The sequence below is a fragment of the Tateyamaria armeniaca genome (assembly GCF_045797845.1).
GTDB classification, from domain to species: Bacteria; Pseudomonadota; Alphaproteobacteria; order Rhodobacterales; family Rhodobacteraceae; genus Tateyamaria; species Tateyamaria armeniaca.
On record NZ_JBHDIY010000002.1, the window covers coordinates 2,098,642 to 2,116,695 of the forward strand.

An 18,054-nucleotide genomic window follows, 5' to 3' on the forward strand; every position below is an offset into this window, starting at 1 on the left:
AAGTCGCAAAACATCGGAAGAGTTTGGCATTTTGTCCTTGCCGCAAGCGTACTCGCGGCAAGGAGAGTGCAAAGGGGCACACAAGTGCCCGCGCGTGTCAGTCCGCCGTCAGCAACGGTGGTTTGTTACCAGACAGACGCGGTTTGTCAGGGCCTTCAAGTTTCAGGTCCAACTCGCCGCCTTTGACGCCGACCTTGACCACACCGCCCTTCATCAGCTTGCCGAACAACAATTCCTCGGCCAGCGGCTTTTTGATGTGTTCCTGGATCACGCGACCCAAGGGGCGCGCGCCCATCTTGTCGTCATAGCCCTTATCGGCCAGCCATTCGGCTGCGGGTTTGGTCAACTCGATGGTCACGTTCCGGTCCATCAGTTGCGCCTCAAGCTGGAGCACGAATTTCTCGACCACTTGCAGGATCACCGATTTCGGCAGCGGAGCAAAGCTGATCACCGCGTCCAGACGGTTGCGGAACTCGGGCGTGAACGTCCGCTCGATGGCTGCCGTGTCCTCGCCCTCGCGCCGGTCACGGTTGAAACCGATGGCCGCCTTGGCCATGTCCGAGGCCCCGGCATTCGACGTCATGATCAGGATCACGTTGCGGAAATCCACCGTGCGCCCGTTGTGGTCGGTCAGTTTCCCATGGTCCATCACCTGCAATAGGATGTTGTAGACATCCGGGTGCGCTTTCTCCATCTCGTCCAGAAGCAGCACACAGTGCGGATGCTGGTCCACACCATCCGTCAGCATGCCGCCCTGATCGAAGCCGACATAGCCCGGAGGGGCCCCGATCAGGCGCGAGACCGCGTGTTTTTCCATGTACTCGGACATGTCAAAGCGCAGCATCTCAACCCCGAGCGTGTCGGCCAATTGCTTGGCCACCTCAGTCTTACCCACGCCAGTTGGCCCTGCGAACAGGTAGTTGCCGATGGGCTTTTCAGGTTCGCGCAGACCGGCGCGTGCCAGCTTGATTGCCGAAGACAGCGCAACAATTGCATCGTCCTGCCCGAACACGACGCGTTTCAGGGACGCTTCGAGGTCTTTCAGCGTTTCGGCATCGTCCTTGGACACGTTCTTGGGCGGAATGCGCGCGATCTTGGCCACGACATTCTCGATTTCCTTGGTGCCGATGGTCTTGCGTCGTTTGGCGGCGGCGACCAGATGCTGTGCGGCACCCGCTTCGTCGATCACGTCGATGGCGGAATCGGGCAGTTTGCGGTCATTGATGTACCGGCTTGCCAACTCGACCGATGTCTTGATAGCATCAGAGGTATATTTGACGCCGTGGTGATCTTCGAAATAGGGCTTGAGGCCCTTGAGGATCTTGGTTGCATCCTCGACCGAGGGTTCATTCACGTCGATCTTCTGGAACCGGCGGCTGAGTGCGCGATCCTTTTCGAAATGCTGGCGGAACTCCTTGTAGGTGGTGGAGCCCATGGTGCGCAGCTTGCCACCCTGCAGGGCGGGTTTGAGCAGGTTCGATGCGTCCATCGCCCCGCCGGATGTCGCACCGGCGCCAATGACAGTGTGGATTTCGTCGATGAACAGCACGGCGTCCTCGTGATCCTCAAGCTCGGTCACGACAGCTTTCAACCGCTCCTCGAAATCACCGCGATAGCGGGTTCCGGCCAGCAATGCGCCCATGTCCAGCGAATAGATGGTGGTGCCAGCCAGCACTTCGGGCGTTTCACCGGCCACGATCTTGCGGGCAAGGCCCTCGGCAATCGCCGTTTTGCCTACGCCGGGATCACCCACCAGCAGTGGGTTGTTCTTGCGACGACGGCACAGCACTTGGATGCAGCGCTCCACCTCGGAATCGCGCCCGATCAGCGGATCAATGTCGCCTTCGCGGGACTTTTCGTTGAGGTCCACGCAATACTTCGCCAGCGCGGATTCCTTTTTCTCGCCTTCGGTGACGCCTTGGGGCTCTTCCTCGGACTCGGGAGCGCCGGATACGGGCCGCGCCTCGCCAAATGCAGGGTCCTTGGCGACACCATGGGCGATGAAGTTCACCGCGTCATAGCGCGTCATGTCCTGTTCCTGCAGGAAGTAGGCCGCGTTGCTTTCGCGTTCGGCAAAGATGGCGACCAGCACGTTGGCGCCAGTCACTTCGGTGCGGCCAGAGGATTGCACGTGGATGGCGGCGCGCTGAATCACGCGCTGGAAGGCGGCGGTGGGCACCGCTTCGGAGCCGTCGATGTCGGTGACAAGGTTGGACAGATCATCATCGACAAATTCGACAAGTGTGCCGCGCAACTCGTCAATGTCGACGGAACAGGCCTGCATCACGCGGCGCGCGTCCGGCTCGTCCACGAGAGAGAGCAAAAGATGTTCGAGCGTTGCGAATTCGTGCCGGCGTTCGTTGGCCAGCGCAAGAGCCTGATGGATTGCTTTTTCGAGTGTTGTCGAGAATGAAGGCACAGCGGTGCTCCTATCGATCGGGGTCGGTTGGGGCCGCGAGGAATATCGAGGTCCCTGACCAACCATGGCCTCATGTGTTTAAGTTTGGTTGAACAGCGCGCGTCTTCAAGGCTTTTCTTTGCCTATGTGCTCACAAATAGCGTGAACTGCGTGTGTTTGGTGTCGTTTTGGGCGTGCTGTTAGCGCAACCGCAATCAGAAATTGTCTTTCCGGGTGCGGATTTCGCTGAACACGTCGGCGGCGTTTGCGCCAACCATGCCCAAATGGGCCTGAATGGCGGGGTCGTTGGCGCGCAGAAACGGGTTGGTTTGCAACTCTTCTGACAGAAGCGAGGGCACCGTCGGCAGACCGTTTGCGCGTTTTTCGGTCACATCCCGGACCCGCGATATAAGGGCTGGATTGTCGGGATCAATACTCAGTGCGAATTTGGCGTTCGCGGCCGTGTATTCGTGACCTGAATAAACCACCGTATCCTCTGGCAACACGGCGAGCTTTTGCAGGCTTTCATGCATCTGTGCTTTGGTGCCCTCGAACACGCGACCACAGCCCAAAGCCATCAGGCTGTCGGCGGTAAAGAGAGCCTTGGAGTCGGGAAAGTGAAATGCGATGTGGTTGATGGTGTGGCCTGACACGTCGATGACCTGTCCGGTTTGCGCGCCAATTGTCACCGTGTCGCCTTCCGCAACGGCCACGTCCAGAGGGGGCAGGCGATCTGCATCGGCTGCCGCCCCGATCACGCGGGCGGGATGGGCGGCCAGCAACGCGGGCAGGCCATCGACGTGGTCGTAGTGATGGTGGGTGATCAGCACATCCGTCAGCGTCCATCCCGTTTCCGCCAAGGCCGCGATGATTGGTCCGGCCTCGGGGATATCGATCACTGCGGTGGCCCCGGTGTCCGGATCATGCGCGAGAAATGCGTAGTTGTCCGACAAGCAGGGGATCGTGCGGATATCGAGAGGCATGGCAATTGCGCTTTCATGAGGTAGGTATATCTCAACCGTGGCGCACACGCCGCCCAAGGGCAAGAGACCGATGCATCTGGACGTACAAGACCTGCGCAACTTCTATTACCGTAGCGCGCTGGGGCGGGCTGCGCAGGCCTCCATGCGCCGTCGCGTCACGCAATTCTGGCCCGAAGCAAAAGGGCAGACAGTTGCGGGGTTCGGTTTCGCCGTGCCGCTCTTGCGCCCCTACCTTACGGACGCGCGGCGGGTAATCGCGCTGATGCCCGGCCCGCAAGGGGTGATGCCCTGGCCGCCGGATGGTGAAAACGTGTCTGTCCTGACCGAAGAGACGCTTTGGCCGATCGAAACGGGTCATGTCGACAAGCTGATCATGTTGCACGGGCTTGAGACCTCCGAGCGCGCCTTTGACCTTTTGGAAGAGGCGTGGCGCGTGTTGGGACCGGGTGGCAAGGCGTTGTTTATTGTCCCCAATCGCGCCGGACTGTGGTCGCGCCGCGACCGCACGCCGTTCGGGTTTGGGCGGCCCTATTCGGCAAGCCAACTTGAGACGCAGTTGCGCAAGCATCAATTCCTGCCTGAACGACATCTGGGTGCGCTTTACCAGATGCCGTCAAGCAAACGGCTGTGGATGAAATCGGGGCCGATGTTCGAAAAGGTGGGGCGCGCGATGCCCGGTATGTTTGCGGGTGGGGCCTTTATGGTCGAAGCATCGAAACTGGTCTATCCGCCCAAGGGGAAGGTCCAGCGCGCTGCGGCTAAGCGTCAGAAAGTGCCACAAGGTGTGCCCGCGCCGATTGCGGGGCGGGTGTAGTGTAGGAGACGCTCCAAGGGTGTAGCAAAACCGTGCGACTGTTTTGCTATCGACTGCCAGATGCCGTTGTAACATCGCAACGACATGCCATCCCCTTCAAATCACAACGTGTTCTGACCGAATGTCCGAAAATCCGACGGGTCAGTCCGCTTTGAATGCATTCGGGCAGTGTGTGCGTCGCAAAAACCAGCATGCGGAGCCTCCCGGCAGACGGAATCGCATGTGAATCCGTGAGTTTTGCGACAGAAATATTGCATTTGCGTCAGGCCAAACGGTCGCAGTTTATATAACCCACTGAAAAGGCTTAATAACCCGACAAACACCTGTTCACGAACATATGTTGCGGGGTCTGGCACCCTCTGCTACATCCCCTCTGATTTCTTCGCTCCGGGGGCTCCCGAGGCGTACCAACACCTCCGGGTCGCGCTATGTACCAGCGGGAAACGGGGCCAAGACATCGAAAGGGTGGACGTGTCCGAACCAGCTTCGATCTCCACAGGCATCGCTGCGCGCTATGCCACTGCTGTCTACGAGCTTGCCAAAGACGCGGGCGACGTCAAAAGCCTTGAAGGCGATCTGGCGACCCTGACATCGGCGATGGCCGACAGTGCAGACTTTAACGCGCTGATCCACTCGCCGCTTTACAGCCGCGACGAACAACGCGCGGCCATCTCCGCGATTGCCAAAAAGGCGGGTCTGACCTCAGTGATGACCAACACGCTGGCGCTGATGGCAGAAAAACGCCGCCTGTTTGTTGTGCCACACCTGGTGCAGGCCCTGCGCCTCGCCATTGCCGACGACAAGGGCGAAGTCACAGCAGATGTCACATCTGCCAAGGCACTGACCAAGGCGCAAAGCGAAAGCCTTGCCAAGACGCTCAAGGCCCGTATGGGTAAGGACGTCACTATTAATGCGTCCGTCGATGAAAGCCTCATCGGTGGATTGATCGTAAAAGTGGGCTCGAAGATGATCGACACGTCGATCCGCTCCAAGCTCTCTTCCCTCCAGAATGCAATGAAAGAGGTCGGATAAATGGGTATCCAAGCAGCAGAGATTTCTGCAATCCTGAAAGACCAGATCAAGAACTTTGGTCAGGAAGCAGAAGTGGCCGAAGTGGGCCGCGTTTTGTCAGTGGGTGACGGTATTGCCCGCGTCTACGGCCTCGACAATGTCCAAGCCGGTGAGATGGTTGAATTCCCCGGCGGCATTCAGGGCATGGCGCTGAACCTCGAAACCGACAACGTCGGTGTGGTTATCTTCGGTTCCGACCGTGACATCAAAGAAGGTGACACGGTCAAGCGCACGAACGCGATTGTGGACGTGCCCGTGGGTGACGAACTGCTGGGTCGTGTTGTTGACGGTCTGGGCAACCCGCTGGACGGCAAGGGCCCGATCAATGCCAAGAACCGCAGCGTTGCCGACGTGAAAGCGCCCGGCATCATCCCGCGCAAGTCGGTCCATGAGCCGATGGCAACGGGCCTCAAGGCCGTGGACGCGATGATCCCGATTGGCCGTGGCCAGCGCGAACTGATCATTGGTGACCGTCAGACCGGCAAGACTGCCGTGGCGCTGGACGCGATCCTGAACCAGAAGTCCTACAACGACGCTGCGGGCGACGATGAGAGCAAGAAGCTCTACTGCGTTTATGTCGCCGTTGGCCAAAAACGTTCGACTGTTGCCCAGCTGGTGAAAAAGCTCGAAGAGTCCGGCGCGATTGATTATTCGATCGTTGTGGCCGCGACCGCGTCCGACCCGGCGCCGATGCAGTTCCTCGCGCCATATGCGGCGACTTCCATGGCGGAACATTTCCGCGACAATGGCCGCCACGCGCTGATCGTCTATGATGACCTGTCCAAACAGGCCGTGTCCTATCGCCAGATGTCGCTGCTGCTGCGTCGCCCACCAGGCCGCGAAGCCTATCCCGGCGACGTTTTCTACCTCCACTCCCGCCTGCTGGAACGTTCGGCCAAGCTGAACGAAGACAATGGCGCGGGATCGCTGACGGCTCTGCCGATCATTGAAACCCAAGGCGGCGACGTGTCGGCCTTTATCCCGACAAATGTGATTTCGATCACCGACGGTCAGATTTTCCTTGAAACCGAGCTGTTCTATCAGGGGATCCGTCCTGCCGTGAACACCGGTCTGTCGGTGTCCCGTGTTGGGTCTTCCGCCCAAACAGACGCGATGTCGTCGGTTGCTGGCCCTGTGAAACTGTCGCTGGCCCAGTACCGTGAAATGGCGGCCTTTGCGCAGTTCGGTTCCGACCTCGATGCCGCAACGCAGCAGCTTCTGAACCGGGGTGCACGCCTGACCGAACTGATGAAACAGCCGCAATATGCGCCGCTGACCAACGCCGAAATCGTTTGCGTGATCTTTGCGGGCACCAACGGCTATCTCGACAAGCTGCCCGTCGGCGACGTGGGCAAGTTCGAGGCCGGTCTGCTCAAGTTCCTGCGCAGCCAGAAGGCGGACTTCCTCAAGTGGATTGCGGACGAAGATCCCAAGTTCAAATCGGGTGAGAACGTCGACAAGATGAAGGCGGCCCTCGACGAGTTCGCTTCGACCTTCGCTTAATTTGGAGGTCGGGCAATGCCAAATCTCAAGGACCTGAAAAACAGGATCGCGTCGGTCAAATCGACGCGAAAAATCACCAAGGCCATGCAGATGGTCGCGGCGGCAAAATTGCGCCGTGCACAGGAAGCGGCAGAACAGTCGCGCCCCTATACTGAACGGTTTCTGGCTGTGATGGCGGGCCTGTCTTCGGCGGCCGAAGGATCGGACAGTGCGCCGAAACTGCTGGCGGGCACAGGAAGCGACAAGGTGCAGTTGCTGGTCGTCATGACATCCGAGCGTGGCTTGTGCGGCGGGTTCAACACGAACATCGTCAAACTGGCCAAAACGCACGCAACCAAACTGCAAGCCGCTGGCAAGACAGTCAAAATCCTGACGGTCGGCAAAAAAGGGCGTGATCAGCTCAAGCGCGACTTTGGCGACAACCTGATCGGCCATATCGACCTGAGTGATGTCAAACGGATGAGCTATGGTGACGCGCAAGGCGTGGCCAAGGACGTGCTGGGCCGCTTTGATGAGGGCGAATTCGATGTCGCCACCATCTTCTTTGGCAAGTTCCAGAACGTCGTGACGCAAATCCCGACAGCGCAACAGATCATCCCGTTCGCGGTGCCGGAAGGGTATGAAGCGTCCGAAACGCTGTACGACTACGAACCCGACGAAGAGGCGATCCTGGCCGACCTTCTGCCACGCGCCGTGGCAACTGCGATCTTTGCGGCCCTTCTTGAAAACGCGGCGTCCGAACAGGGTGCCCGGATGTCGGCAATGGACAACGCCACGCGCAACGCGGGCGACATGATCGACCAGTTGACCATCCAGTACAACCGCTCGCGTCAGGCCGTCATCACCAACGAGCTGATCGAAATTATTTCCGGCGCGGAAGCGCTGTAAGAAAACCGGAGACGAAACATGGCAAATGCTAAAGGCAAAGTAACACAAGTCATCGGGGCCGTTGTCGACGTGCAGTTCGATGACCACCTGCCGGAAATTCTGAACGCGCTGACCACCGACAACAACGGCAACAAGCTGGTGTTGGAAGTGGCCCAGCACCTCGGTGAAAACACAGTGCGCACCATCGCGATGGACAGCTCCGAAGGGTTGGTCCGCGGTCAGGAAGTTGTGGACACAGACGGCCCGATCATGGTGCCGGTCGGCCCCAAAACGCTGGGCCGCATCCTGAACGTCGTGGGCGAGCCTGTGGACGAAGGCGGCCCGGTCGAGGCCGAAGAAAAGCGCCCGATTCACGCGGATGCGCCTGCCTTTGCCGAACAGTCGACAGAATCCGAAATTCTTGTGACAGGTATCAAGGTTGTTGACCTGCTGGCGCCCTATTCCAAGGGCGGTAAAATCGGCCTCTTCGGTGGTGCTGGCGTTGGCAAGACGGTTCTGATCATGGAACTGATCAACAACATCGCCAAAGTCCACTCGGGTTACTCCGTGTTCGCGGGTGTGGGTGAGCGGACCCGTGAGGGCAACGACCTCTACCACGAGATGATCGAATCCAACGTGATCAAGCCCGACAACCTCGAGGAATCTCAGGTTGCGCTGGTCTACGGTCAGATGAACGAACCTCCAGGCGCGCGTGCGCGTGTGGCCCTGACGGGTCTGACACTGGCCGAGCAGTTCCGCGATGCCTCCGGCACGGACGTTCTGTTCTTTGTGGACAACATCTTCCGCTTTACGCAAGCTGGTTCCGAAGTGTCCGCCCTCTTGGGTCGTATCCCCTCTGCTGTGGGCTACCAGCCGACACTGGCGACCGACATGGGTGCGATGCAGGAACGGATTACATCGACCAAGTCGGGCTCGATCACGTCGATTCAGGCCGTGTACGTGCCTGCGGACGACCTCACCGATCCCGCGCCTGCCACAACCTTTGCGCACCTTGATGCGACAACCGTTCTGAGCCGAGCGATTTCGGAACTCGGCATTTACCCCGCCGTGGACCCGCTCGACAGCTCGTCGCGCCTGATGGACCCGCAGATCGTGGGTGAAGAGCACTACAAGGTGGCCTCGGACGTGCAGCAGATCCTCCAGCGCTACAAGTCGCTGCAGGACATCATCGCGATCCTCGGGATGGACGAACTGAGCGAAGAGGACAAACTGACAGTGTCCCGTGCGCGTAAGATCCAGCGTTTCCTCAGCCAGCCCTTTGACGTGGCCAAGGTGTTCACCGGCTCTGACGGCATTCAGGTGCCACTGGAAGACACCATTTCCTCGTTCAAGGCAGTTGTGGCCGGTGAATACGACCACTTGCCCGAAGGCGCCTTCTACATGGTTGGCGGCATCGAGGAAGTGATCGCGAAAGCCCAGAAAATGGCCGCTGACGCCGCATAAGTGCGTGGTGGGCAGCACTGCCCACCCTACGAAAGTGCCAAAGGGCAGGGTGGGCCATGCGCGCACCGCCCGAAGAGGAGGCAAAGATGCAATTTGATCTGGTATCCCCCGAACGCGAACTGGCTTCGATGGAGGCCGCAGCGGTGCAGATCCCCGGTGCGGATGGCGATATGACCGTGATGGCCGATCACGCCCCCACGATCACAACGCTGCGCCCCGGTGTGCTGCGGGTCGAGGCGGGTGGCAGCACCCATGAATATGTGGTAACGGGTGGCTTTGCCGAAATCGGCACGCAAGGCGTGTCCGTTCTCGCAGAACGCGCCGTGGCCAAGGGTGACATGACCCAGGACGACATGGACGCGATGTTTGACGAGGCGCAAGAGGTCTACGACCGTGCCAAGCAGGCCGCGCAGAACGATCCCGGTCCGGTGGATGACGCCGTGAAACTGATGGCGGACATGGTGGCTGTCGGCTCCGAAATCGGATTGAGCACCAAACAACCGAACCTCTAAAAATGCGCGGTTGATGAAATGATTGCAAAGGCTCTGCCAGTGGCGGAGCCTTTTTTGATGTTGCGGACCTAAATTTGCCGTTTTGTTGGCGTAGACCCGCAAAAGACTTTGAGACGACGACGGTATGAAACGACTGGAAAACCATCTGATCGGCATCGACCAAGGCGATGCAATCCTGTTTTCGGATTTCGAGGACGGGGGGGAGATGTGGACCGGACGCGGTCAACGCGAGCGCCGTCGACGTGTCGCCTTTTCCGAAGAGTTCCGCGTACCTCCATCCGTGCACGTGTCGATTTCCATGTGGGACGTGGACACCAAGACGGCGCTGCGCGCCGATGTGTCAGCAGAATTGATCGACGCGGCTGGCTTTGATCTGGTGTTTCGCACATGGGGTGACACGCGCGTGGCCCGGGTGCGCGTGGCGTGGATGGCCATGGGTGAAGTGCGCCAGCCGGACGAGTGGGACCTTTATTGACGGGATCGTCTTTGTGGCTGCCCGGCCCTTCGGGGAGAGTTTATCTGGCGAAGTGAAGTCTGGATCAGCGCAGGATCGACGCAAGGAACTGCTTTGTCCGTTCTTTTTGCGGGTTTGAGAAGATGACGTCTGGCGTCCCTTCCTCGGCAATGACCCCCTGATCCATAAAGCAGATGCGATCCGCCAGTTCGCGCGCAAAGCCCATTTCGTGCGTCGCCAGCACCATCGTCATCCCGTCATCGCGCAAGGAGCGCAGCACGTCTAGCACTTCGCCCACCAGCTCCGGATCGAGCGCGGAGGTGATTTCGTCAAACAGCATCGTATGTGGACGCATCGCAAGAGCCCGGATCACTGCGACCCGTTGTTGCTGCCCGCCTGACAATTGGTCGGGATACTTGCGCATGTGCTGGGCCAATCCAAAACGGGCAAACAGCGCCTCGATCCGGTCGCGCGCGTCCTCGCCCAGCACGCGCCGTGGTGCGAGGGCGACATTGTCATAGGCGGTCATGTGGGGAAACAGGTTGAAGGACTGAAAGACGATCCCGATCTGCTGGCGGATCGGGGCAAGGTCAAAGCCCGGTTCGGCGATGTCGACGCCGTCCAGCAAAACCTCGCCATCATCCACAGGTTCCAGCCCGTTCATGCAGCGCAACAGCGTGGATTTGCCCGACCCGGATGCCCCGATCAGGCAAACCATTTCGCCCGGTTGCACGGCGAGGTCGATGCCATGCAGCACGCTGACCTCACCAAAGCTTTTGGTCACACCGCGCAAGGCCAGCCTAGGTTCGGGCATTGCGATCCCTGTTCATCAGGTAGTCGGCATAGCGTGTGGCGGGCACGGTGACGCACAGGAAAATCACTGCCGCTGCCACGTAAGGCGTGAAGTTGGCCAGCAGGGATTTGAAGATGCCCGCCTGGCGCAAAATCTCCACAGGGCCAATGAAGGACAACAGGGCCACGTCCTTTTGCAACGCCACCAGCATGTTCATGTTCGCAGGGACCACGCGCCGGATCGCCTGCGGCAGGATGACGTAGCGCATGGTGTCCCGCTCGCTGAGACCCAGGCAGATTGCGGCGTTGCGCTGACTGGCATGAATGCTTTCGATGCCTGAGCGCAGCACCTCGGCTACATAAGCTGAATAGGTCAGCACAAGCGCGACGGTACCCCAGATGTAAGGCGAGTTCCACGGACGCGGCAAGCCCAGCCCCGGAATGCCAAAGCCCACAAGATAGACCAGCAGCACCACGGGGATGCCGCGAAACAGATCGACATAGATGGCCCCAAAGATGCGCAGCGGGAACAGCACAGGGGAGCGTGCCCCGCGCCCCAAAGCGATGGCCAGACCGAGGGCAGCGATGATCGGGACAGACCACGCAAAGATCGCGATGTTGATCAGGAAGGCGTTGGCGAGATCGGGAAAGGTGCGCGCAAATATCTCTGCATCAAAGAACGAGGATTTGACCGCCTGCCATCCCGGGGCGAGCGGGACGAGGAAGACCAAAAGGGCCAGCACGACGGCCGTGCTGCCCGCGGCAAGCAGATTGGCCCGGCGGCGTTGCCGGGACTCGTAGGCGGCGCGGCGTGTGGTCACTTGATCAGGGGCACACCGACCGCGTCTTGCAGCCACTCGGCCTCGATGGCGGCCAGTGCACCGCTGTCGGTGAGTGCGGCAAGGGCCTCATCCACGCATTCTTTCAGCGCCGATCCTTCTGGCATCAATGCGCCAAACTGGTCGGGGTTTTCTGCGGCGGAGGGATCAAACTGACCCAGCACAACGCCATTCTCCATCAGCACGGCGGCGGTGAACAGGGCCGTCGGAAGATCAAACAGGGCCGCATCGATCTGACCCGCCTGCATGGCGGCGGTGATGTTGGCATTGTCGTCATAGACCAGCGGCGATTGATCGGGCTGGATTGTCTCCATCACGACTGGAAGGGCGGTGGTCGAGGCGACAACGCCCCATTTCATTGCCTTGAGGCTCTCCATCGTCGGCTTGGCCCCGCCATCGACAGCCTCGACTGTGGTCATGACGGCTTGCGGCGCGGTGTAGTAGGGGGCTGAAAAATCGACGACGCGGTCGCGATCTTCGGTGATCGAAAACTGCTGCATGTTGAGGTCAAAATTCTTGGCACCGGGCTGGATTGCCTCGTCGAACGACGTACGCACCCACGTCACCGCATCATCCGCAAATCCCATTTCGCCCGCGATGGCGTAGGCCACGGCGGCCTCGAACCCCTGTTTTTGTTCAGGCGCGTCGTCGATCACCCACGGGTAATAGGCTGGGTTGCCGGTGGCGATGGTCAGCGTGCCTTCGGTCAGGGTCTTGCCTGCAGCGCAGTGGCCTGCGGCAAAGGCACCCGTGGCGGCAAGGGTCAGGACTGTGGCGGTCAGAATGGTCTTCATGTGTGCACTCCCCATTTTTTGGTTGTGAGGATCATCGGGCAAGGGAGGAAGCGTGTCCAGAGGGTTGCGCCCGGCGAAGAAAGCGGAGTTTTGGAAGCGGGGAGCATGGTGCATTTCGGCTGGAAATTGCGGCGTCTGGTCGTCTGACGGATCGCTTTTTTGCTTCGATTGAGCGCAATAACTGCAACAGTTTGCACCCTCCGCCCGCACTGTTTCGACATCCGCTCGACCTTCATGTCTTCATCACCCGATCGCCTTAATTTGGTTCAATTTGTCGGCAATTCCGGTGTCAAAGATGAATTCTGGCATCACTGACACATGAGGAGCCACTTAGATGAACCGCTTTTTCGCCCGCACCCTGCCCCTGTTGGCCTTGGTCGCAAGTGCGAGCTTTGCGCATGCGGCAACCGTGCTGGATCAACGCTTTGATCCGAACAACCCGATCCGCGGCGCATATTTCAACGAAGGCTCCGCACGGGTTTTCGAAGACTTTTCTGTTGGCTCCGCCACCGACCTTGGGCAGGTTTCGATCTGGGGTGTGCACTGGTCGTCGGGCAACATACCGGCGAACGAGGATTTCCGCGTAGATATCCGGGCGGATGCGGGCGGTTCACTGGGCGCTTCGGTTGCCACGTCGACCCTGACCATCCTATCGCGCACCGATACCGGCATTGATCACAACAATCGCAACGGCGCTGACATTCTGGAATACGTGTTCGATTTCGACAGCGACATCACGCTGAACGCCGGAAGCTACTGGATCAGTGTATTTCTTGCGAACAACGCGCCGGGCACATCATGGGCTTGGCAGCGCACGTCGCGGTCCGGCAACACCATCGGTGCACGCGGATCGGTTGCCATCGTGATCGAAGACGAAGTCAGCCCTGTTCCGCTACCCACTGGATTGCCGTTGATGCTGGCAGGGTTGGGCACATTGGTTCTGCTGCGGCGTCGCGGACAGGCCGCATCGCACGACTGAGACTGCCTTTATGAACAGAAACTGCGCACCAATGCCAATTGGTGCGCTTTTTCGCGTCCTCACTCGGCCGCGTACATCCCATCATAGATCGGGCTGAGTGTTTCCGCCTCAAACAGCGATGACACAGACGTGCCGTTCCAGATGTTCAGGATGGCTTGGGCAAAGACCGGCGCTGTTGGCACAATGCGAATATTGGCGGCGGCCTTGATTGGATCGGTGGGCTGGATGCTGTCGGTGATCACCAGAGATTTCATCACGGATTTGGTCACCCGGTCCACCGCGGGGCCCGACATCACACCATGCGAGATATAGGAGTGGACTTCCTTCGCGCCGTTTTCGATCAGCACTTCGGCGGCCTTGCACAGCGTGCCTGCGGTATCGACCATGTCGTCCACGATGATGCAGGTCTTGTCCGTCACATCCCCGATCACTGTCATTTCGGCCACTTCGCCCGCCTTTTCGCGGCGCTTGTCCACGATGGCCAGCGGTGCGGCAAGGCGCTTCGCCAGATCGCGCGCGCGGGCGACGCCGCCCACGTCAGGCGATACAATCATCAGATCGTCCAGACGCCCCGCAAACTGCGTCTTGATATCCAGCGCAAAGATCGGTGAGGCGTACAGGTTGTCCACAGGAATATCGAAGAAGCCCTGGATCTGTGCAGCGTGCAGATCCATCGTCAACACCCGCTCGATCCCGGCCCCCACCAGCATGTTGGCCACCAGCTTGGCGCTGATCGGCGTGCGCGCCTTGGACCGGCGATCCTGGCGGGCGTAGCCGAAATAGGGGATCACGGCGGTGATACGTGCAGCCGAGGATCGGCGCAGCGCATCGCACATGATCAGAAGTTCCATCAGGTTGTCGTTGGCCGGGTTCGACGTGGGTTGGATGATGAACATATCCTCACCGCGCACATTCTCGAACACCTCAACGAAGATCTCACCGTCATTGAACCGCTCGACCCGCGCGTTGACCAACCCGACATTGACCCCCGGTGCAGTGACATCCGCCGGGCAATAGCCTTGGCAAGATGCAGGTTGGCATTGCCCGAGATCAACTTGGGTTCTTGGATGTTCGGCATGTCGTGTCCCCGCGCAGCACGATTTGTGACAGATTCGTGATGTTGACATCGCTTAGCACGGGCGTACCGTCGCGCGAACCCAAAGACCCCCGAACCGGAGAAAGAAATGCCCCACATCGACTATTATTTTGCGACACTGTCCCCCTACACCTATCTTGCGGGGACACGGTTTGAAGAGGTCGCAGCGAAACACGGGGCGACGATCACCTACAAACCGCTCGACATCATGGCGCTGTTTTCCCGCACCGGTGGAACACCCCCCAAAGATCGCCACCCCAATCGCGTCGCCTACCGCGCGCAGGAATTGCCCCGCCAGGCCAAGAAACTGGGGATGCCCCTGAACCTCAAGCCCGCCCACTGGCCCACCAACGCCGCCCCATCGTCTTACGCGATCATCGCCGCCCAAAATGCGGGCGGCGGCGATCTGGGGGCGCTGGTTCATTCCGTGCTGCGCGCCGTCTGGGCCGAGGAAAAAGACATCGCGCAGGACGATGTGATCAAGGCGTGCCTGTCCGGGGCCGGGTTCGATCCATCCCTTGCCGACAGTGGCCTACTGAGCGGGGCCGAAACCTATGCCCGCAATCTGGAAGAGGCGGTGGACAAGGGTGCCTTTGGTGCGCCGTTTTATATCGTGGACGGCGATCAGCGGTTCTGGGGTCAGGACAAGATCGAAGAAGTCGACATGGTTCTCTCGGGCACGCTTTGATCCCACATATCCACACCCGCACCTTTGGGTCGGGACCGCGCCCCATGCTCGCCATCCACTGCTCGCTTGCCCATTCCGGCGCGTGGCGGGGGATGGGGGCGGCGCTGGGGGATATGGCCACGATACATGCCTTTGATCTGCCCTGCCATGGCAAGTCTGGCGACTGGGACGGGCAGGGGGTGATGCACGATACCGCCACCGCCATGGCGTTGTCGGTTCTGGAGGATATCGGCGCAGGTCCTGTGGACGTGATGGGCCATTCCTTTGGCGCAACCGTTGCCCTGCGTCTTGCTATCGAACAGCCCGACCGCGTGCGCAGCCTGGTGATGTACGAACCAGTCTATTTCGCGCCAGTCATGGCGGACGATCCCGCGTTTGGCCCGGGCTATGTGCGCGACACGGCACCGTTCGATGCCGCGCTGGACGCGGGCGACCGTGAGGGGGCGGCGCGTGCGTTCAACATGCTTTGGGGCAATGCGACCGATTGGAGCGATATCCCGAAGGTGACGCGGGATTACATGGCCGCGCGTATCCACTTCATCCGCGATTCAAGCCCGTTCCTGATCGATGATTGCGCAAACCTGCTCGCCCCGGGTCGGTTTGAGGCGGCGGCCATGCCAGCGCTGTTGCTGCGTGGTGCCGGATCGCCCTGGGCCAAGCCCGTCAGCCACGCCATCGCGCGGCGCTTGCCGGATACAACCGAGATCAGCCTTGAGGGGGTCGGCCATATGGGGCCGATCACACATCCTGACGTCGTCGCAGCCCGGGTGCGCAGTTTCCTCGAACGGGTCTAGGTCGGCTCTTCGATCACGTGATCTTCCCAATCCTCATCGGCCACATCGAATTCACTCAACGTCCGCCCGCGCATCGAAACGCCAGCGGCGTGGACCGTCTCAGGCGTGCCCGAGATCAGCGGGTGCCAGTCGAACAGCGGACGCCCCTCGTGCAGCAGCCTGTACGCGCAAGTCTGCGGCATCCAGTAGAGATGGCTTTCGATATTGGACGGTTTCAGGAGAATGCAGTCGGGTACGAACTGATGGCGGATGTCGTATTGGGCACAGCGGCAGGTCAGATCGTCCAGCAAGCGACAGGCCACACGGGTCAGGGCCACGTCCCCGCTGTCCTCATCTTCCAGCTTGTTGAGGCAACATTTACCGCACCCATCGCACAGCGCCTCCCACTCGTCCTCGCTCATCTGGTCAAGGCGCTTGGCCTCCCAGAACCGGGGCGCAAAACCGCGGCGTTCGATCGGATCGCTCACAGGGCCGCCAATATGCGGCGCGCCTGCGCACTGTCGGCATCCATCTGGGCAATCAGCGCTTCAAGACTTTCGAATTTTTCTTCGCCTCTCAAATGCTCGATCAACGCGACAGACATCTGCGTGCCATAAAGATCACCGGAAAAATCAAAGACAAAGGTTTCGAGATTGGGCCGGTTTTCCCCGAACATCGGGCGGACGCCCAGGCTGGCCACTCCGTGATACTGGCCCGCATGCGGCCCCTCCAACACGTCGACCAGCACGGCATACACACCAAAGGCAGGCGGGTGCAGATCGTCGATGGACATATTCGCGGTGGGGTACCCCAATTCGCGGCCCCGCTGCTCTCCCCCGATGACGGGGCCTTCGATGCGGTGCCAGTGGCCCAGCATGGCCGCGGCGTCACGGGTGCGCCCTGCACTCAGCGCCTCGCGGATCGCAGTCGAGGATACGGTGGCCGCACTGTGCTCGATCAGCGGCGCGACGGTCACGCCGAAACCCATCTGCGCCCCGAAGGTGACAAGGTGGTCCGCCGTTCCGGCACGCTTGTGGCCAAAACAGAAATCGGCCCCCACAACAACATGCGACAACCCCAACCCGTCGCGGATCACACGGGCGGCAAACTCTTTTGGCGAAAGACCGGCAAGTCCAGCATTGAAGGGCAACTCATAGAGGCGTTCGACCCCCAGCTTTTGCAACCGACTTGCACGCGCCGCGCGGCTCATCAACCGGAACGGGGGGGCGTCGGGGGCGAAATACACACGCGGATGCGGCTCGAATGTCATCACACCCAACGGCGCTGCGGGCGCGGCGGCGCGGGCCAGATCAATCACCGACTGATGGCCCAGATGCACACCGTCAAAATTGCCGATGGCCGCACTTGCGCCACGGTCTTCGGGTTCGACAAACAGGTAGTCGCGGATGATCCTCATGGGGCCATGCCTAGCTGCGCCAAAGGGTAAGAGCAAGACGGCGCCTATGGCTTCATCTCGCCAAACAAACTCTGGGGAGTCCGCAGGACGGGGGCAAAGCCCCCTTACAAAACCGTGTCGCCGCAAGGCGGCCGCTGGATCAGTCGAATTTGCGCGACGGCGCCAACACCATTGCTTCGCCGACAAGCACTTTCTTGCCGTCCACGGCACAATGGCAATCCAGCTTCACCCGGCGCTTGGCAAAGTCGATGTCGATGACTTTCACCTCGGCATAGACCATGTCGCCGGGGCGGACAGGGGCAAGGAATTTCAGCGACTGCCCCATATAGACCGTGCCATGCCCGGGCAGTTGCTCTCCGATCACTGCAGAAATCAGACCCGCAGTCAGCATTCCGTGGGCGATCCGTCCGGCAAAGATGGTGTCGCGGGCATAGTCATCATCCATGTGAACCGGATTGTGGTCGGTGGAGACTTCGGCAAACAACTCGATATCGCGGTCGGTGACCTGTTTGCGCAAGGAACGGGACATGCCCATTTCGATGTCTTCGATACAGATCGTGCCGCGGGGCATGTTGTCCAACATGGAGGTCTCCGGTAATTTTCTGACGCC

Annotated in this window: 18 protein-coding genes and 1 pseudogene; 10 read left to right on the plus strand and 9 right to left on the minus strand. The window is 60.1% G+C overall.

Annotation, left to right across the window (positions count from 1 at the left end):
• Positions 1-97: 97 nt before the first annotated feature.
• Both clpA and gloB read right to left on the minus strand, forming a co-directional pair.
• On the minus strand, positions 98-2,419 hold the full coding sequence (clpA, locus tag ACERZ8_RS10610) for an ATP-dependent Clp protease ATP-binding subunit ClpA (RefSeq protein ID WP_407592164.1): 2,322 nt from the start codon (positions 2,417-2,419) through the stop codon (positions 98-100).
• A 194-nt stretch (positions 2,420-2,613) separates the two neighbouring features.
• Positions 2,614-3,381 carry a hydroxyacylglutathione hydrolase gene (gene gloB, locus ACERZ8_RS10615; protein WP_407592165.1) on the minus strand — a complete coding sequence of 256 codons (768 nt, stop codon included), beginning with the start codon at positions 3,379-3,381 and terminating at the stop codon, positions 2,614-2,616.
• 70 nt (positions 3,382-3,451) lie between these two features.
• Here gloB and ACERZ8_RS10620 point away from each other — a divergent pair, with 70 nt between their 5' ends.
• The 7 genes from ACERZ8_RS10620 (at position 3,452) to ACERZ8_RS10650 (ending at position 10,087) form a co-directional block, all read left to right on the plus strand.
• Entirely contained in the window at positions 3,452-4,195 is a 744-nt protein-coding gene (locus ACERZ8_RS10620) for a class I SAM-dependent methyltransferase (RefSeq protein ID WP_407594242.1), read from the plus strand.
• 471 nt (positions 4,196-4,666) lie between these two features.
• Positions 4,667-5,227, plus strand: a complete 561-nt coding sequence (locus tag ACERZ8_RS10625) for a F0F1 ATP synthase subunit delta (RefSeq protein WP_407592166.1) — start codon at positions 4,667-4,669, stop codon at positions 5,225-5,227.
• On the plus strand, positions 5,228-6,769 hold the full coding sequence (gene atpA / locus ACERZ8_RS10630) for a F0F1 ATP synthase subunit alpha (protein ID WP_407592167.1): 1,542 nt from the start codon (positions 5,228-5,230) through the stop codon (positions 6,767-6,769). It begins immediately after the preceding gene.
• A 15-nt stretch (positions 6,770-6,784) separates the two neighbouring features.
• Entirely contained in the window at positions 6,785-7,657 is an 873-nt protein-coding gene (locus ACERZ8_RS10635) for a F0F1 ATP synthase subunit gamma (protein ID WP_407592168.1), read from the plus strand.
• Between the two features lie 18 nt (positions 7,658-7,675).
• Positions 7,676-9,100, plus strand: a complete 1,425-nt coding sequence (gene atpD, locus ACERZ8_RS10640; RefSeq protein ID WP_407592169.1) for a F0F1 ATP synthase subunit beta — start codon at positions 7,676-7,678, stop codon at positions 9,098-9,100.
• 86 nt (positions 9,101-9,186) lie between these two features.
• On the plus strand, positions 9,187-9,612 hold the full coding sequence (locus ACERZ8_RS10645; RefSeq protein WP_407592170.1) for a F0F1 ATP synthase subunit epsilon: 426 nt from the start codon (positions 9,187-9,189) through the stop codon (positions 9,610-9,612).
• Positions 9,613-9,736: 124 nt separating this feature from the next.
• Complete coding sequence (locus ACERZ8_RS10650; protein WP_407592171.1) at positions 9,737-10,087, plus strand: H-type lectin domain-containing protein; 351 nt, start codon at positions 9,737-9,739, stop codon at positions 10,085-10,087.
• A 64-nt stretch (positions 10,088-10,151) separates the two neighbouring features.
• Here the strand turns inward: ACERZ8_RS10650 and ACERZ8_RS10655 are convergent, their stop codons facing one another.
• Genes ACERZ8_RS10655 through ACERZ8_RS10665 form a run of 3 tightly spaced genes read right to left on the minus strand, consistent with a single transcriptional unit; the run spans position 10,152 to position 12,491 of the window.
• Complete coding sequence (locus tag ACERZ8_RS10655) at positions 10,152-10,880, minus strand: amino acid ABC transporter ATP-binding protein (protein ID WP_407592172.1); 729 nt, start codon at positions 10,878-10,880, stop codon at positions 10,152-10,154.
• Positions 10,867-11,679 carry an amino acid ABC transporter permease gene (locus ACERZ8_RS10660; RefSeq protein ID WP_407592173.1) on the minus strand — a complete coding sequence of 271 codons (813 nt, stop codon included), beginning with the start codon at positions 11,677-11,679 and terminating at the stop codon, positions 10,867-10,869. Before ACERZ8_RS10660 ends, ACERZ8_RS10655 begins: the two co-directional genes overlap by 14 nt.
• Positions 11,676-12,491 carry an ABC transporter substrate-binding protein gene (locus ACERZ8_RS10665; RefSeq protein ID WP_407592174.1) on the minus strand — a complete coding sequence of 272 codons (816 nt, stop codon included), beginning with the start codon at positions 12,489-12,491 and terminating at the stop codon, positions 11,676-11,678. The genes ACERZ8_RS10660 and ACERZ8_RS10665 overlap by 4 nt, the downstream gene beginning before the upstream one ends.
• A gap of 334 nt (positions 12,492-12,825) precedes the next feature.
• On the opposite strand from ACERZ8_RS10665, the gene ACERZ8_RS10670 reads away from it, so the two are divergent.
• Positions 12,826-13,470 (plus strand): VPLPA-CTERM sorting domain-containing protein, encoded by a 645-nt coding sequence (locus tag ACERZ8_RS10670; protein WP_407592175.1) that lies wholly within the window; start codon positions 12,826-12,828, stop codon positions 13,468-13,470.
• A gap of 59 nt (positions 13,471-13,529) precedes the next feature.
• Here the strand turns inward: ACERZ8_RS10670 and ACERZ8_RS10675 are convergent.
• Positions 13,530-14,548: pseudogene (locus tag ACERZ8_RS10675) on the minus strand (ribose-phosphate pyrophosphokinase).
• A 106-nt stretch (positions 14,549-14,654) separates the two neighbouring features.
• Here ACERZ8_RS10675 and ACERZ8_RS10680 point away from each other — a divergent pair.
• The gene (locus tag ACERZ8_RS10680; RefSeq protein WP_407592176.1) at positions 14,655-15,254 is read left to right on the plus strand and encodes a 2-hydroxychromene-2-carboxylate isomerase; all 600 of its coding nucleotides are present in this window, start codon (positions 14,655-14,657) and stop codon (positions 15,252-15,254) included.
• 44 nt (positions 15,255-15,298) lie between these two features.
• Positions 15,299-16,048 (plus strand): alpha/beta fold hydrolase, encoded by a 750-nt coding sequence (locus tag ACERZ8_RS10685; protein ID WP_407592177.1) that lies wholly within the window; start codon positions 15,299-15,301, stop codon positions 16,046-16,048.
• Here the strand turns inward: ACERZ8_RS10685 and ACERZ8_RS10690 are convergent.
• From ACERZ8_RS10690 to ACERZ8_RS10700, 3 genes are all read right to left on the minus strand, one after another.
• Complete coding sequence (locus ACERZ8_RS10690) at positions 16,045-16,515, minus strand: YcgN family cysteine cluster protein (RefSeq protein WP_407592178.1); 471 nt, start codon at positions 16,513-16,515, stop codon at positions 16,045-16,047. The genes ACERZ8_RS10685 and ACERZ8_RS10690 overlap by 4 nt on opposite strands.
• Positions 16,512-17,444 (minus strand): bifunctional riboflavin kinase/FAD synthetase, encoded by a 933-nt coding sequence (locus tag ACERZ8_RS10695; RefSeq protein WP_407592179.1) that lies wholly within the window; start codon positions 17,442-17,444, stop codon positions 16,512-16,514. The genes ACERZ8_RS10690 and ACERZ8_RS10695 overlap by 4 nt, the downstream gene beginning before the upstream one ends.
• Before the next feature lie 139 nt (positions 17,445-17,583).
• Positions 17,584-18,027 carry a MaoC family dehydratase gene (locus ACERZ8_RS10700; RefSeq protein WP_407592180.1) on the minus strand — a complete coding sequence of 148 codons (444 nt, stop codon included), beginning with the start codon at positions 18,025-18,027 and terminating at the stop codon, positions 17,584-17,586.
• Positions 18,028-18,054 lie beyond the last annotated feature (27 nt).

Bases quoted from the DNA above. Each gene is read 5' to 3' on its own strand.
- gloB (WP_407592165.1), bottom strand. From the start codon at position 3,381: ATGCCTCTCGATATCCGCACGATCCCCTGCTTGTCGGACAACTACGCA.
- ACERZ8_RS10620 (WP_407594242.1), top strand. From the start codon at position 3,452: ATGCATCTGGACGTACAAGACCTGCGCAACTTCTATTACCGTAGCGCG.
- atpA (WP_407592167.1), top strand. From the start codon at position 5,228: ATGGGTATCCAAGCAGCAGAGATTTCTGCAATCCTGAAAGACCAGATC.
- ACERZ8_RS10635 (WP_407592168.1), top strand. From the start codon at position 6,785: ATGCCAAATCTCAAGGACCTGAAAAACAGGATCGCGTCGGTCAAATCG.
- atpD (WP_407592169.1), top strand. From the start codon at position 7,676: ATGGCAAATGCTAAAGGCAAAGTAACACAAGTCATCGGGGCCGTTGTC.
- ACERZ8_RS10645 (WP_407592170.1), top strand. From the start codon at position 9,187: ATGCAATTTGATCTGGTATCCCCCGAACGCGAACTGGCTTCGATGGAG.
- ACERZ8_RS10650 (WP_407592171.1), top strand. From the start codon at position 9,737: ATGAAACGACTGGAAAACCATCTGATCGGCATCGACCAAGGCGATGCA.
- ACERZ8_RS10655 (WP_407592172.1), bottom strand. From the start codon at position 10,880: ATGCCCGAACCTAGGCTGGCCTTGCGCGGTGTGACCAAAAGCTTTGGT.
- ACERZ8_RS10665 (WP_407592174.1), bottom strand. From the start codon at position 12,491: ATGAAGACCATTCTGACCGCCACAGTCCTGACCCTTGCCGCCACGGGT.
- ACERZ8_RS10670 (WP_407592175.1), top strand. From the start codon at position 12,826: ATGAACCGCTTTTTCGCCCGCACCCTGCCCCTGTTGGCCTTGGTCGCA.
- ACERZ8_RS10680 (WP_407592176.1), top strand. From the start codon at position 14,655: ATGCCCCACATCGACTATTATTTTGCGACACTGTCCCCCTACACCTAT.
- ACERZ8_RS10685 (WP_407592177.1), top strand. From the start codon at position 15,299: ATGCTCGCCATCCACTGCTCGCTTGCCCATTCCGGCGCGTGGCGGGGG.
- ACERZ8_RS10695 (WP_407592179.1), bottom strand. From the start codon at position 17,444: ATGAGGATCATCCGCGACTACCTGTTTGTCGAACCCGAAGACCGTGGC.
- ACERZ8_RS10700 (WP_407592180.1), bottom strand. From the start codon at position 18,027: ATGTTGGACAACATGCCCCGCGGCACGATCTGTATCGAAGACATCGAA.